Raw genomic sequence first — 14,601 nt, 5'->3', positions numbered from 1 at the left:
GTATGCTGAACACAGCTGTTATATTAAGGATGATATCTGTGATTATTGCTGAAACATCGCGCCTGCGTATACGTCATCTTACCGCTGCTGATGCAGCCTTTACCTGTAAACTGCTGAACGAGCCCTCGTTTATTGAAAATATCGCAGATCGGGGTGTGCGCTCTGAGCTGGATGCATTGCATTATCTGGCTGACGGCCCGATAAAGAGTTATCAGCAACATGGCTACGGCTTGTTTATCGTCGAACAGTGTAGTACTGCTGAGCCAATAGGTTTTTGTGGTTTGTTGTTTCGTGAATTTTTGCAGGAAACGGATATCGGTTTTGCATTGCTGCCACAATTCTGTGGCCAGGGCTATGCCTTTGAAGCTGCATCCGCTGTCATGCATTATGGGTACGGTTCGCTTAAATTAAAACGCATCGTTGGCCTGACAAGTGCAGGAAACACCTCGTCTATCAAATTGCTGAGCCGTTTAGGGCTGCGGTTTGAAAAAATGGTGAAAATGCAACCGTCTGAAGAATATATTCAACTTTACTCCTGACTAATAAACTGTAATTTAATTACATAATTTGGCATTTGCACCACCAATTCTGAGGTGTATGGTGGTTATTTGTATTCGTTATAGTGATTATTTATCAGTATGTTACCGGCTTAATTTTGCCTGGGGTCAGCTTTAAAACTGTAACCCGAGTGGTGCCGGGTTACAGTTTTTGCTATTATAGCCGCCGGAACAACCATTGGAGGAGTTATGATTAACCCATCCTGGCGCCGGGTCGTGCTTAAAGTCGGCAGTGCCCTGATCGCGCCGGACAACCAGGGGTGTAGCGAACAGTATTTGCGTCCCATCGCCGAATTTATCCGGCAGTGCCGACTACAGGGTCTTGAAGTGATCCTGGTTTCATCAGGCAGCGTGGCAGCTGGCCGTCATCATTTTAATTTTCAGCATCAACGGGTTCCTATCGCACTTAAAAGAGCGATGGCAGCAGTTGGACAAAGCGAATTAATGAATTTTTGGAGCAATTGCTTTGATTTTCCGTGTGCGCAGGTCCTGCTAACGCACGGCGATCTAAGTGACAGAGTGCGCCACGTTAACATTCAGAACACGTTACGCCGGCTGCTTGACCATAACGTGCTGCCTATCGTGAACGAGAATGACACTATTGCCACTGATGAAATAAAGGTTGGCGACAATGATAACCTTGCTGCTATGGTCGCAACAGTTGCCAATGCAGATGCCTTGATCATCTGCTCTGATGTGGCGGGCTTGTACACGGCTGATCCTAACAAAGACCCAAATGCCACCTTGATCCCCGCCGTACAGCGGATCAGCCCTGAAATTTATGCCCTGGCCGGCGGTGCCGCTTCCAAAGTGGGTACCGGTGGTATGAGAACCAAAATCGAAGCGGCAGAAAAAGCAGCAGCACATGGTATTGATACTGTTATTATTGATGGTCATCAGGAATACAGTTTTCAGTGTATTTTAGCGGGCAATAATCCTGGCACCATTTTTCATGGCCATGCCAAACCGCTGCCGGCTAAAAAACATTGGGTACGCCATACGCTTCGTGCTAAAGGCGAGATCTGGGTCGATGAAGGTTGTATAGAAGCACTTTGCCGACATGGAGCATCACTGTTGTGTAGTGGTATAGTGAATATCAGTGGTGAGTTCGATTCTGGCGACGCCGTTTTGGTGCGCTGTGCTGACGGTAAACGCAAAATAGCAAAAGGTGTCAGCCGGTTTAGTGCCAGCGAACTGTTTTCTATAAAGGGTCAGCAAAGCCGGGATATCGCTGCATGTCTGGGCTATTGTCCGACAGGTAGTGATGCCGTTATTCATCGCAGTGAAATGATGTTACTGGAGAGAATATGAGTACCGATATTGCAGTAGATATTGCTGCTAAAGCGTCGCACGCAGCTAAAGCTGTAGCGAACTTAACAACAGAGCAGAAAGATTTTGTTCTGCAGAGCATGGCGAACCATATCCGTTCAGCCAGCGAGACGATTCTTGCGGCAAATGCCGATGAAGTGGCAACCGCCAGTGCCAACGGCACAAGTGCCGCTATGCTCGACCGTTTAACATTAACGACTGAACGTATCAACGCAATGGCTCAGGCAATTGAACAAATTATTAGTTTGCCTGACCCGGTAGGGGCGACCCGCCAGATCGAGCGGCGGCCGAATGGCATTAATATTGAGAAACGCCGTATTGCGCTGGGGGTGATTTGTATGATTTACGAAGCCCGGCCAAACGTCACTGCTGATGCCGGCGCTTTATGTTTTAAATCAGGCAATGCCGTTATTCTACGCTGCGGACGTGAAGCTATTCAAACCAGTTTAGCGATAGCAAAAGCGATGCAACAGGCGTTGCGTGAACATGAGTTGCCGGACGAGGTGATAAGCATAGTGCCGGATCCTGATCGGGACTTAATGTTGTCACTGTTAAAGCAAGACAACTATATCGATCTTGTTATACCACGTGGTGGAGAAGGCCTTATTCGCTTTGTTACCGAACATAGCCGGATTCCCGTGATCCAGCATTTTAAAGGCGTCTGTCATTTGTATGTTGACCAATCAGCTGATCTGCAAATGGCATTAGAATTATTGCTTAATGGCAAGGTGCAACGCCCCGGCGTATGTAATGCGCTGGAAGGTTTATTGGTAAATAAATATATTGCCGCCGACTTTTTGCCGATGGTTGCGACGGCATTGGCCAAGCATGACGTGATAGTGCATGCCTGTAAGCAAAGTATTGGCTATTTTGCCAATGCCCAGGCTATTGCTGACAGTGATTTTGGTCAGGAGTATCTGGCACCGGAAATTGCTATAAGGGTGGTTGACGATTTAGATGCTGCTATGGCTCATATTGACCAGTTTGGCAGCCAGCATACAGAAGTCATCTGCACTGCAGATCAAGCTAATGCCGAACGCTTTATTCGGCAGGTCGACTCTGCTGTTGTCATGCATAATGCATCGTCTAGATTCTCCGATGGCGGCGAGTTGGGGCTGGGGGCAGAAATAGGTATTTCAACCAGCAAATTGCATGCATATGGGCCTATGGGGCTTGAAGCCCTGACAACTGAGAAATATGTTGTCACGGGTAACGGCCAAACCCGTGGCTAAAAATATTTACTGTCTTTGACATAAAATTAAACTGACGCAACCTGATTAATTTGCTGATCAGGTTGCGTTTTTTTATACCAAACACAGCTGCATAAATGGGCTTCAGTTAAGGGCTCGACGCCAGACATTTACCCCGCTATAATGCCGCGTCCTATTTTATTACAGGTCTGGTTCAGTGCTGCATTTTTGATACCAGATCATATTAGTAAGGCGTTTGTTATGCGCCTGTATTTTGAATTTGAGGTAACAAGATGCAAGTTTCTGTGGAAACCACTCAGGGTTTAGAGCGCCAGTTAACAATCACAGTTCCGGCCGACAAAATTGATGCAGAAGTAAAAAGCCGTTTACGTGATCTGGCCAAGCGTCAGCGTATCGACGGTTTCCGTCCGGGTAAAGCCCCGGTATCACTGATCCAAAAACGCTACGGCATGGCAGTACTGCAGGAAGTTGCAGGTGAGCAAATGCAGCGTCATTTCTATGATGCCATTATCGAGAACAAACTGACTCCGGCTGGTTCTCCTACTTTTGCTCCTGGTCAATTGGCACAGGGTAAAGATCTGGAATTTAAAGCGACTTTCGAAGTGTATCCGGAAGTTGAAGTTAAGAACCTGGACAAAATAGAAGTAAATAAACCAGTAGTAGAAATTGCTGACGCTGATCTGGACAAGATGCTGGATACCCTGCGTAAGCAACATGCGAAATGGGAAGAGAAAAAAGGCAAAGCAGCTGCTTCTGATCGCGTAGTTATCGATTTTGTTGGTTCAATTGATGGCGAAGAGTTTGAAGGCGGTAAAGCCAGCAACTTCAGCTTAGAATTAGGCCAAGGCCGCATGATCCCGGGTTTTGAAGATGGTATCGTTGGTAAAAAAGCCGGTGAGCAGGTTACTGTTGATGTAACGTTCCCGGAAGAGTACCACGCCGAGAATTTAAAAGGTAAGGCCGCAAGCTTTGTGGTTACCGTTAATAAAGTTGAGCAGCAAGTGTTGCCAGAGCTGAACGATGAGTTCGCTGCTTTATTTGGTCTGGAAACTGCTACAGTTGACGCGCTGAAAGTTGAAGTGCGTAAGAACATGGAGCGTGAACTGAACCAGAATATTAAAGCAAAAGTAAAAGAGCAGGTTATCAAAGGTTTACTGGCAAACAACGAAGTTGACGTGCCTAAAGCACTGATCGCCGGTGAAGTAGATGTATTGCGTAAACAGGCTCTGCAGCGTTTTGGCAATAACTTAGATCCTAAGCAACTGCCAGAATTACCAGCGTCGCTGTTTGAAGAGCAGGCGAAAGACCGCGTTAAAGTAGGCTTGTTACTGGGTGAAGTGATCAAAACTAATGAACTGAAAGTTGATGACAAAAAGGTTCAGGCGTTAATTGAAACTGTTGCTTCTGCCTACGAAGATCCGCAAGAAGTTGTGCAGTACTACAACAGCAACAAAGAATTATTGCAGAGTATGCGTAACGTTGCTTTAGAAGAGCAGGCTATCGAAGTTATTCTGGCCGGCGCGAAAGTGACTGAACAAAAAGCAGCTTTTGACGAGATAATGAACCCGCAAGCAGCCAACTAACGTTGACTTATGTCGGCTTGACGGCTTTAATGGCTCGGACAACTGTTCGGGCCATTTTATTTTCTGCAACAATAAAATCAGCCATTTAGAGGGAACCCTATAATATGTCTATGCCGCAACATATGAATGACATAGTAAACGCTCTGGTACCAATCGTTATTGAACAAACTGCCAAAGGCGAACGCTCATTTGATATATACTCTCGTTTGCTCAAAGAGCGGGTAATATTCTTAACTGGTCAGGTCGAAGACCACATGGCCAACCTGATTGTGGCGCAATTATTGTTCTTAGAATCAGAAAATCCTGAAAAAGACATCTATATTTACATCAACTCCCCTGGAGGTTCTGTCACGGCCGGTTTATCGATTTACGATACGATGCGTTATATTAAGCCGGATATTGCGACAGTATGTGTGGGGCAGGCAGCCAGCATGGGCGCGTTTCTGCTATCTGGTGGCACCAAAGGTAAACGTTATTGCTTACCAAATGCAAGGGTAATGATTCACCAACCTTTAGGCGGGTTTCAGGGGCAGGCAACGGATTTTGAAATCCATGCCCGGGAAATTTTAAGTATCAAAGAAAAATTGAACCGTCTGATGGCAGAGCATACTGGTAAGAGTTACGAACAGGTTTGTAAAGACACTGAGCGCGATAACTTTTTAAGTGCACAACAAGCCTTGGATTATGGCCTGGTAGATGCCATATTAAGTAGCAGAGACGCGAAATAATCATATAAGGTAGCCCACTCAATTGGGCTGCATCGTAGTGAAAGAGGTAGTTACATGTCTGATCACCGCACTGACGGCGATAAGAACGGTAAACTGTTGTACTGTTCTTTTTGTGGCAAATCACAGCATGAAGTGCGTAAGTTGATTGCAGGCCCACAGGTTTACATTTGTGATGAATGCGTTGATTTATGCAATGACATTATTCGTGAGGAAATTAAGGATATTTCGCCGAAGCGTGATGCCGATAAATTGCCGGTACCGCGGGAGATCCGCAACCACCTCGATGATTACGTAATTGGTCAGGATCACGCCAAGAAAGTACTGGCAGTTGCTGTGTACAATCATTACAAACGCTTACGTAGTGCTCAGCATAAACAGGATGTAGAGCTGGGCAAAAGTAATATTTTGCTGATAGGCCCGACCGGCAGTGGTAAAACCTTACTGGCCGAAACGCTTGCAAGATTGCTGGATGTGCCTTTCACCATGGCAGATGCGACCACACTGACAGAAGCGGGCTATGTCGGCGAAGACGTTGAGAACATCATTCAGAAGCTATTGCAAAAGTGTGACTACGACGTAGAGAAGGCCCAACGTGGTATCGTTTACATTGATGAGATAGATAAGATCTCACGCAAGTCTGATAACCCGTCAATTACCCGGGATGTGTCAGGTGAAGGTGTACAACAGGCACTGTTAAAGCTGATTGAAGGCACTATTGCGTCTGTACCGCCTCAAGGTGGTCGTAAACATCCGCAGCAGGAGTTTCTGCAGGTCGATACTTCAAAAATACTGTTCATCTGTGGCGGTGCTTTCGCTGGATTGGATAAGGTGATTGAGCAGCGCTGTGCCAAAGGCTCTGGTATCGGCTTTGGCGCAGAGGTGCGTAGCAAAGAAAGTAGCCGCAGTTTGAGTGAGTCGTTTCGTGATGTTGAGCCGGAAGATTTAGTCAAATACGGTTTGATCCCAGAGTTTATCGGTCGTCTTCCTGTCGTGGCGACACTCAGTGAGCTTGATTTAGCCGCGCTGGTACAGATCCTGAGTGAACCTAAAAACGCTCTGGTAAAACAGTTTGCTGCGCTTTTTGCGATGGAAGAGGTTGAGCTGGAGTTCCGTGAAGATGCGTTAAAGGCTATCGCACAAAAAGCGATGGAGCGTAAAACCGGGGCCCGTGGCTTGCGTTCCATAGTTGAAGGTGTTCTGCTGGATACCATGTACGAACTGCCCTCGATGCAGGATGTTGCAAAAGTGGTGATTGATGAAACGGTGATCCGCGGAGAAAGCGACCCTATTCTGATTTATCAGAGCAGCGAGCCTGTAGCTGCTGAATCACACTAAGATATAGCGGGTAAAATTTGGCTATGGCGAAAAAGGAGCATGAAAGGCTCCTTTTTCTTTCTGGTGATTGAAGTTTTGAAAATGAGCCCCATATACTGAAACATATTTGCGCCTGCAGTAATTAATTTCGAGAGAGAATCAATGACATCAGAACATGCAGAACGTTTGCATATGCCGGTACTGGCACTACGCGACGTTGTCGTTTATCCCCATATGGTTATTCCACTGTTTGTCGGGCGGGCAAAATCCATTAAGTGTCTGGATGCTGCAATGGAGAAAGATAAACAGATCTTCTTAGTGGCCCAAAAAGATGCGACGTTAGATGATCCCGCCGCCAGTGATTTATATCAGGTTGGTACGGTCGCCACGATTTTACAATTGCTTAAGCTGCCTGACGGTACCGTCAAAGTGCTGGTCGAAGGCAGTCGCCGTGCCCGTCTGGCAGAGTTTACTGAAACAGACGAAGCCTTTGCTGCCTACGTTGATATTATTGAAACGTCCGAAGTAGAAAGCCGTGAGCAGGAAGTTTTTCTGCGCTCCGCCATTAATCAGTTTGAAGGCTATATCAAGCTGAACAAGAAGATACCACCGGAAGTTCTCACTGCATTAACAGGTATCGATGATCCTGCCCGTTTGGCTGACACGATGGCGGCACATATGCCGCTGAAAGTGGAAGATAAACAGAAGGTGCTGGAGATTTTTGACGTCACCGAGCGGCTTGAATATCTGATGGCAATGATGGAGAGTGAAATTGATATTCTCCAGGTTGAACGGCGTATTCGCAGTCGCGTGAAAAAGCAGATGGAAAAAAGCCAGCGTGAGTATTATCTGAATGAACAGATGAAGGCAATACAGCGTGAACTGGGTGAACTTGAAGACACGCCGGATGAATTTGAAGCGCTGAGCAAGAAAATTGAGCAGGCGCAGATGCCGGCTGAGGTGTCGGATAAAGCCAAAGCTGAACTGCAGAAGCTGAAGATGATGTCGCCGATGTCTGCTGAAGCCACAGTGGTACGTAGCTACATTGATTGGCTGGCAAATGTGCCGTGGAAAAAACGCAGTAAGGTTAAGAAAAATCTGGCAGTAGCCGAGGAAATTCTTAATGCAGACCATTACGGTCTGGAGAAAGTTAAAGAGCGTATCGTCGAGTATCTGGCGGTGCAGCAGCGTGTTAATAAGTTAAAAGGTCCGATTCTGTGCCTGGTAGGGCCTCCGGGTGTGGGTAAAACGTCGCTTGGCCAGTCTGTCGCAAAAGCCACCGGCCGCAAATATGTACGTATGGCATTGGGCGGTGTGCGTGATGAAGCAGAGATCCGCGGTCACAGACGGACTTACATTGGGTCTATGCCCGGCAAAATCATTCAGAAAATGGCCAAGGTGGGGGTTCGTAATCCGCTCTTCCTGCTGGATGAAATTGATAAGATGGCATCCGATTTCCGTGGAGACCCTGCTGCGGCACTGCTGGAGGTATTAGACCCCGAGCAGAATACCAGCTTCAGTGATCATTACCTGGAAGTGGATTATGACCTGTCGGATGTGATGTTTTTTGCAACGTCTAACAGTTTAAATATTCCTGCGGCGCTGCTTGACCGGATGGAAGTGATACGTCTTGCCGGGTACACCGAAGACGAGAAACTTAACATTGCCAAACAGCATCTTATTCCCAAGCAGATTGGTCGTAATGGTCTGAAAACCAATGAAATTGCTATAGAAGATTCAGCAATTATCGGCATCATCCGTTATTACACCCGCGAAGCTGGCGTGCGCAGTCTAGAGCGGGAAGTATCAAAGTTATGCCGAAAAGCAGTAAAACAAATTCTGCTAACGAAAGATCTGAAACAAGTTGTGGTTAATCAGCAAAACCTTGAGGACTTCCTGGGGGTACAGCGTTACGACTACGGTAAAGCGGAAGACAGCAACCGCATTGGTCAGGTAACGGGCCTGGCGTGGACAGAAGTCGGTGGCGATTTGCTGACAATCGAGGCAGCTTCAGTCATGGGTAAAGGCAAGTTGACCTTTACCGGCTCGCTGGGTGATGTGATGAAAGAGTCAATCCAGGCGGCTATGACGGTTGTTCGCAGCAGAGCTGCTGGCCTTAGGATAAATGAAGATTTCTATGAGAAGCGTGATATTCACGTGCATGTGCCTGAAGGGGCTACACCAAAGGATGGCCCAAGCGCAGGTATCGGTATGGTAACAGCGCTGGTTTCAAGCCTGACAGGGAACCCGGTACGGGCTGATGTCGCGATGACCGGTGAGATCACGCTTCGCGGCGAAGTACTGCCTATAGGCGGTCTGAAAGAAAAGCTTCTGGCAGCACACCGTGGCGGTATTAAACGCGTGTTGATCCCTCACGACAATGTGCGGGATTTAAAAGATATCCCGGATAATGTGAAAGGGGATATCGAAATTTGCCCGGTAAAATGGATAGATGACGTGTTGGAGCTGGCGTTACAGGAACCTTTAGAGCGTGTTTCGGTGCTGGAAACGACAAAAAATTCAGCAAAAAGCAAAAAAACGGAAAAAAATCCTGCATAGGGGCTTTTCATTCCCGTTGGCTGTGCTAAGTTATGGAAAGTTTCGACCAAGCCCTTGTTATACAAGGGCTGCAGTCAAAGCCGGAATTATTAGTTTTGATGCTTCTTTTGCTTGCAAGCGCCAAAGATGCTTGTTATAACGATTGGGCTCACTTAAAGAACTAATAAAGTGTAGTTGTTGAAAATAATAACAATTGAAGGGGATGATATTGTGAACAAGTCTCAACTTATCGACAAAATTGCTGCTGGTGCAGACATTTCTAAAGCGGCAGCTGGTCGTGCTTTAGATTCGTTCATTGATGCTGTTACTGAAGCTCTTAAGGAAGGCGACTCTGTAGCATTAGTTGGTTTTGGTACTTACAGCGTACGTGAGCGTGCAGCCCGTACTGGCCGTAACCCGCAAACTGGTGCAACTATCCAAATCGCTTCTGCGAAAATTCCTTCTTTCAAGCCAGGTAAAGCGTTAAAAGACGCCTGCAACTAAGCTGTAGTTTTGTCTCAATAACAAAACTCAGTTGGGTGTGCAATTAACTGCTTAGCTACTACAGACTAAGCAGTTAAAACAGGCAGCAGAATATGGTAGCCGTAGCCTCCCAAGGCTTCTCTAAAAAAAGCGCATCTGTTAAGATGCGTTTTTTTTTACGGCAACAGTAATGCTGTTTTGTTGTCTCCCGGCAACATATAGTGAATAAAGAGATCGCGCTAAGATGTTAGAAAAAATCAGAGAAGGCTCACAGGGAATTATTGCCAAGTCAATTTTAGGCTTAGTGATCCTGACATTTGCACTGGCAGGTGTAGGTAGCTATTTAAACACGCCAGCTGACACCCATGTTGCTGAAGTTAACGGTGAAAAAATTAGCCGGGAAGACTTTGAGCAGGCATTTCAGAACGGACGTGCACGGATGCAGCAACAGTTTGGTGAGATGTATGCGGCATTGGCAGCTGACAGCAACTATATGAATAACTTCAGAAGTGAAGTTCTGGAAAGCCTGATTGACCAAGCGTTGCAAAAGCAATTGGCCGTCAGCTTGGGCCTGCGTGTTAGTGATGAGCAGATCCGCGACGCGATTCGAAACATGACTGAGTTTCAGGTCGATGGTCAGTTTAACAATGACCGTTACATTGCATTACTGCGTCAGGCGGGTTATCAACCGGAACAATTCCGCGAATTGATCCGTGAACAGTTGTCCCGTAACCAATTAATGATAGGGCTGGTCGGTAGCGAGTTCGCGACTGCTAAAGAAATGCAAGCGCTGATGAAACTGCAACAGCAGCAGCGCGATATCAGCTATATTCGTTTTAAAGCGGCTGATTATGCCGATTCAGTTAGCATTAATGATCAGATGCTGCAGGATTACTACACGATGAATTTGTCTCAGTTTGAAACTGAGCAAAAGGTTGCGGTTGAATATATAGAAATTTCTGCCTCGGCACTGGCTTCAGATGAGCAGGCTACGGCAGAAGAGATTGAAGCATATTATCAGGCAAATAAGTCGCGCTATGTACGAGAGGAGCGTCGGCAGGTTGCGCACATAATGCTGGAATCAGAAGAAGACAGCGCAGATGTGCAGCAGCAAGCACAAGCTATTCTGGCAGAAGTTGAAGGTGGCGCCGATTTTGCCGAGTTGGCAAAGGCTAAGTCTGCCGATACTTTCTCTGCAGAGAATGGTGGTGTTCTGGATTGGCTGGCTCCTGGTGATATGGACGAGAACTTTGAACAGGCTGCTTTTGCATTAAAGCAGGTAGGGGACGTAAGCGGCGTTGTTAAAAGCGCTTATGGCTACCACATTATCAAGTTGGTCGCGTTAGAGCCGGAACAAATTCAGCCTTTAGCTGAGGTATCGGCGGACATAGCAGAACGCATTAAGCAGGACAGGGCCAGTGCCGCGTACTATGAGTTGCAGCAGCGATTGGCAGAGGTGAGTTTTGAAGTCCCTGACTCACTGGAAGACGCCGCTGAAGCAACAGGACAGAAGGTGATATCTACGCCACTGTTCAGCCGTAACGAAGCGACAGAACCTTTATCTGCACCCGCTGTAATGAACAAACTGTTTGATGCAACCTTTATTCAGGATGGTCTGAACAGTGAGCTAATCGAATTGGGCAAAGAGCAGGCAATAGTGGTTCGGGTAACTGAACACGAGCCAGCACGTACTCAAAGTCTGGATGAGGTTAAGGCGCAGGTTGAAGCCTCGGTGCGGGCTGAGCAAAGTGCTTTACTTGCTAAGCAACAAGCAGAAAAAGTATTAGCCGATGCCACTGATACTGGTCTGGCACAGCAAGCCGAGCAGCTAAATGCAAAGCTTGAGCAATCACCGGACACGCCACGCTTTGGCGGTACTTTAGATGCAGAGATCCGCGCTAAAGCCTTTGCGATGCCACGGCCACAGGACAAGCCGGCGGTTAAGATGGTGACATTGGCCAATGGTGATGCTGCATTGGTAACTGTACTGGCAGTCAAGGATGCGGATGTAACCGTCGCCCCTGCAGCGGCACAGTTAGAACGTCTGGCTGAGCAACAGGCCGAATTAGCGTTCAAAGCAGTGATAGCGGCGCTTAAAGCTAAAGCCGATATCAGCCGTAATTTGCGTGCCGCACAAGCTGAAGAAGCGCTGTAAGCGCCGAGATAGCTGATAAAAAAGCCGTGGCATGCCACGGCTTTTTTTATGCCTGCGCGCTGTTAATCAGCTTTCGGCTGTAGTCATGGCTGGCATTGGCAAATACATGTGCAGTTGTACCATAGTCCAGCATTTTTCCGTGATGCAGTACCAGCAGATCATCGGCAATGTGTTTAACCAGACGCAGATGATTGGTGATAAGCAGATAAGCTAGGCCGGATGTTTTCTGCAACTCAAGCAGTAAGTTTACAATTTGGGCTCGCAGGGAAGGATCCAGGGCTGTCAGGGCTTCATCAAGGATAAGTAACTTGGGATCCAGAATAAGTGCTCTGGCCAGCGCTACGCGCTGCAGTTGACCTCCAGAGAACATATGCGGGTAGTATTCGCTATGCTCGTCAAGCAGACCGACCTGTTTTAGCACGGTTCGAATTTTATAGCGACGCTGTTCGGTGTCTTGCTTTGTGCTGTAACGCAGCACGTCGTCCAGCATCTGGCCTATTTTTTGATGTGGATTTAAAGATTTGGCTGCATCCTGAAAAATAAAGCGGATAACGTGGTTATACTGGCGAAAATGGCTTATCTGTACTTTAGTGCCTTCCAGTAGAATTTCTCCGTGGTCAGGTTTCTCAATGCCTACCAGCATTTTCGCCAGCGTGCTTTTGCCAGAACCGGTTTCACCAACAATTGCCAGCGTTTTGCCGCTATCAAGACTGAAGCTGATATCGTCCAGTGCAACGACACTGCGCTGGCGAAATAGTCCGGCTTGTTTGCGGTAGGTTTTATGTAACTGCTTTACCTCGAGCAGAGTACTCATGTGTCTTTATTTCCTATCAACGGAAAGTGGCAGCTGTAATAATGGTTCTGTAAACGGTCCAAAGCCGGCGTTTTTACGCATTCTTTGCGTGCATTGGGACAACGCGGCCCAAGCCTGCAGCCAATGGGCAAATGCTGTAGCACCGGAATACTGCCAGGTAAAGCATACAGCGGCGTTTTCGGTTGTAAATCGGGTTGAAATTCGGGCACACTTTTAATCAGTGCATGCGTGTACGGGTGGTACGGTTGTTTAATAATGGCAGCGGTTTCACCTGCCTCAACCAACTGACCACAGTAGAGTACGCTCAGGCTCTGAGTATAACGCGCTATACTCTCCAGCTCATGGCTGATCAGCAGCACTGACATGCCTTTTAACTGATTGAAGCTGGCCAGCAAGCGAAAAAGCTGAGCTTGGGTAGTACTTTCCAGCGTTGTTGTTGGCTCGTCAGCTATCAATAACTTGGGGTTCTTCGCAATAGCCATCGCGATCATGATTTTCTGGCATACGCCCTCTGACAGCTGATAAGGATAGCTTTGCAGTACGGACTGATGGTCACGAACCCCGACTTTATGTAACAGCGCTATAGCTTTACGCCGGCGCAGATAGCTGCGTTTCCACCAGGGACCGTCGAGCAAATTATCCGGAATAGCTTCTTCGAGCTGTTCCAGAATGGCGGCTGTAGGATCCAGGCTACGGCTTGGCTCCTGATAAATCATGGCAATGTCGCGGCCTATGATTTTTCGCTGTTGCTCGTACGGTAGGTTAAGTAAATCCTGTCCCCGCCAGTTAAACCTGTCTGCGGTGATTTGCCAGCGTTTATTCAGCACCCCAACGATGGCTTTGGCGATCAGGCTTTTACCAGAGCCAGATTCCCCTACCAGACCGCGGATCTCGCCTTCGCGCAGGCTTAGATTCACTCTGTCTACTGCCCGGATCAGGGCGTCGGATGTTTTAAGCTCAATTGTCAGATTTTTGATGTCCAGCAACAGCATTAGTTTTCCCGCCGTTTTTTGGCTGCGTTACGCAAGCCATCGCCTACCAGATTAACCGACAACACAGCCATAAAGATTAACAGGCCAGGCACAGCCACACTGACAGGTGCAATATAAATCAGATCAAGTGAGTCGCCTATGATGGCTCCCCATTCTGCACTGGGTGCCTGAGCGCCCAGCCCCAGGAAACCTAGTGCGGCGATATCCAGCGTTGCGGTTGACAGAGCCATTGTGGCCATCAGCGTAAGCCGTTCCCAAATGTTTGGCATGATAATCCGGCTGAATACCTGCCAGTTATTTGCGCCATCCAGGCGATAGGCAACGACATAGTCCTGATTTAGCTGCTCAGCTATAGCGTTGCGGATACCGTGTACAAATTGAGGCAGCAGTGCCAGCATGATAGCCCAGGTAGTATTTTGCAGGCCAGGGCCCAGTATCGCGACAATTATGATCGCCAGTAGCAAAGACGGTATTGTTAATGCCAAATCCAGTACATGATTAAAAATGCTGGATTTTACGCCTTTGCTCATACCCGCAAGGGTGCCAAGCAGCAGCCCCATAATGAGAGCACCGAGCACGGTGATGATAGCTATACCAAAAGTGTATCGCGCACCTACTAACAGCCTGGAGAATAGGTCGCGGCCGAGATCGTCAGTACCAAACGGGTATTGCACCAATCCTTGTTCTGACCAGGATGGAGGCAATAACAACAGAGTATCATTTTGTAAGTAAGGATCATGCGGGCTTATCAGTGGCGACATCAGTGCCAGCAGAAAAAAAATAATAAACAGCAGCAGCCCGGCTACTGCGCTGTGGTGCCTTGAGAACTCACGCCATAATTGTCTGACAGGAGAGCGGGCAAGTTGTTCATCCGGAAGCAGGCGGAATTTAGCCATA

At 47.5% G+C, this 14,601-nt stretch carries 12 protein-coding genes; 9 read left to right on the top strand and 3 right to left on the bottom strand.

Going from position 1 to position 14,601, the window contains the following annotated elements:
- Positions 1–38 precede the first annotated feature (38 nt).
- From LHL18_RS10055 to LHL18_RS10015, 9 genes are all read left to right on the top strand, one after another.
- A complete protein-coding gene (locus LHL18_RS10055; RefSeq protein ID WP_134056234.1) occupies positions 39–539 on the top strand; it encodes a GNAT family N-acetyltransferase in 501 nt (166 codons plus the stop codon).
- A 207-nt stretch (positions 540–746) separates the two neighbouring features.
- The gene (gene proB / locus LHL18_RS10050) at positions 747–1,868 is read left to right on the top strand and encodes a glutamate 5-kinase (protein WP_134056232.1); all 1,122 of its coding nucleotides are present in this window, start codon (positions 747–749) and stop codon (positions 1,866–1,868) included.
- Entirely contained in the window at positions 1,865–3,118 is a 1,254-nt protein-coding gene (locus LHL18_RS10045) for a glutamate-5-semialdehyde dehydrogenase (RefSeq protein WP_226766990.1), read from the top strand. The genes proB and LHL18_RS10045 overlap by 4 nt, the downstream gene beginning before the upstream one ends.
- Before the next feature lie 251 nt (positions 3,119–3,369).
- The gene (gene tig / locus LHL18_RS10040; RefSeq protein WP_226766989.1) at positions 3,370–4,680 is read left to right on the top strand and encodes a trigger factor; all 1,311 of its coding nucleotides are present in this window, start codon (positions 3,370–3,372) and stop codon (positions 4,678–4,680) included.
- Positions 4,681–4,802: 122 nt separating this feature from the next.
- Positions 4,803–5,408 (top strand): ATP-dependent Clp endopeptidase proteolytic subunit ClpP, encoded by a 606-nt coding sequence (gene clpP / locus LHL18_RS10035; protein WP_134056752.1) that lies wholly within the window; start codon positions 4,803–4,805, stop codon positions 5,406–5,408.
- A 54-nt stretch (positions 5,409–5,462) separates the two neighbouring features.
- Positions 5,463–6,743: an ATP-dependent protease ATP-binding subunit ClpX gene (gene clpX / locus LHL18_RS10030; RefSeq protein WP_134056226.1), complete on the top strand. Its 1,281-nt coding sequence runs from the start codon at positions 5,463–5,465 to the stop codon at positions 6,741–6,743.
- A gap of 141 nt (positions 6,744–6,884) precedes the next feature.
- The gene (lon, locus tag LHL18_RS10025; RefSeq protein WP_134056224.1) at positions 6,885–9,281 is read left to right on the top strand and encodes an endopeptidase La; all 2,397 of its coding nucleotides are present in this window, start codon (positions 6,885–6,887) and stop codon (positions 9,279–9,281) included.
- Between the two features lie 210 nt (positions 9,282–9,491).
- Positions 9,492–9,764 (top strand): nucleoid-associated protein HU-beta, encoded by a 273-nt coding sequence (hupB, locus tag LHL18_RS10020; protein ID WP_008220336.1) that lies wholly within the window; start codon positions 9,492–9,494, stop codon positions 9,762–9,764.
- Positions 9,765–9,987: 223 nt separating this feature from the next.
- Positions 9,988–11,898, top strand: coding sequence for a SurA N-terminal domain-containing protein (locus LHL18_RS10015; RefSeq protein ID WP_226766988.1), 1,911 nt, complete (start codon positions 9,988–9,990; stop codon positions 11,896–11,898).
- A gap of 46 nt (positions 11,899–11,944) precedes the next feature.
- Here the strand turns inward: LHL18_RS10015 and LHL18_RS10010 are convergent, their stop codons facing one another.
- Genes LHL18_RS10010 through LHL18_RS10000 form a run of 3 tightly spaced genes read right to left on the bottom strand, consistent with a single transcriptional unit; the run spans position 11,945 to position 14,600 of the window.
- Positions 11,945–12,712 carry an ATP-binding cassette domain-containing protein gene (locus tag LHL18_RS10010; protein ID WP_134056220.1) on the bottom strand — a complete coding sequence of 256 codons (768 nt, stop codon included), beginning with the start codon at positions 12,710–12,712 and terminating at the stop codon, positions 11,945–11,947.
- Positions 12,709–13,704, bottom strand: coding sequence for a peptide ABC transporter ATP-binding protein (locus tag LHL18_RS10005; protein WP_134056218.1), 996 nt, complete (start codon positions 13,702–13,704; stop codon positions 12,709–12,711). Before LHL18_RS10005 ends, LHL18_RS10010 begins: the two co-directional genes overlap by 4 nt.
- On the bottom strand, positions 13,704–14,600 hold the full coding sequence (locus LHL18_RS10000; protein WP_134056216.1) for an ABC transporter permease subunit: 897 nt from the start codon (positions 14,598–14,600) through the stop codon (positions 13,704–13,706). The genes LHL18_RS10005 and LHL18_RS10000 overlap by 1 nt, the downstream gene beginning before the upstream one ends.
- Between the last annotated feature and the right edge of the window lies 1 nt (position 14,601).

The organism is Rheinheimera aquimaris, assembly GCF_020531985.1.
Classification (GTDB): Bacteria; Pseudomonadota; Gammaproteobacteria; order Enterobacterales; family Alteromonadaceae; genus Alishewanella; species Alishewanella aquimaris.
The sequence above is the reverse complement of the archived record's forward strand: the minus strand, read 5'-3'. Positions and strand labels throughout refer to the sequence as shown.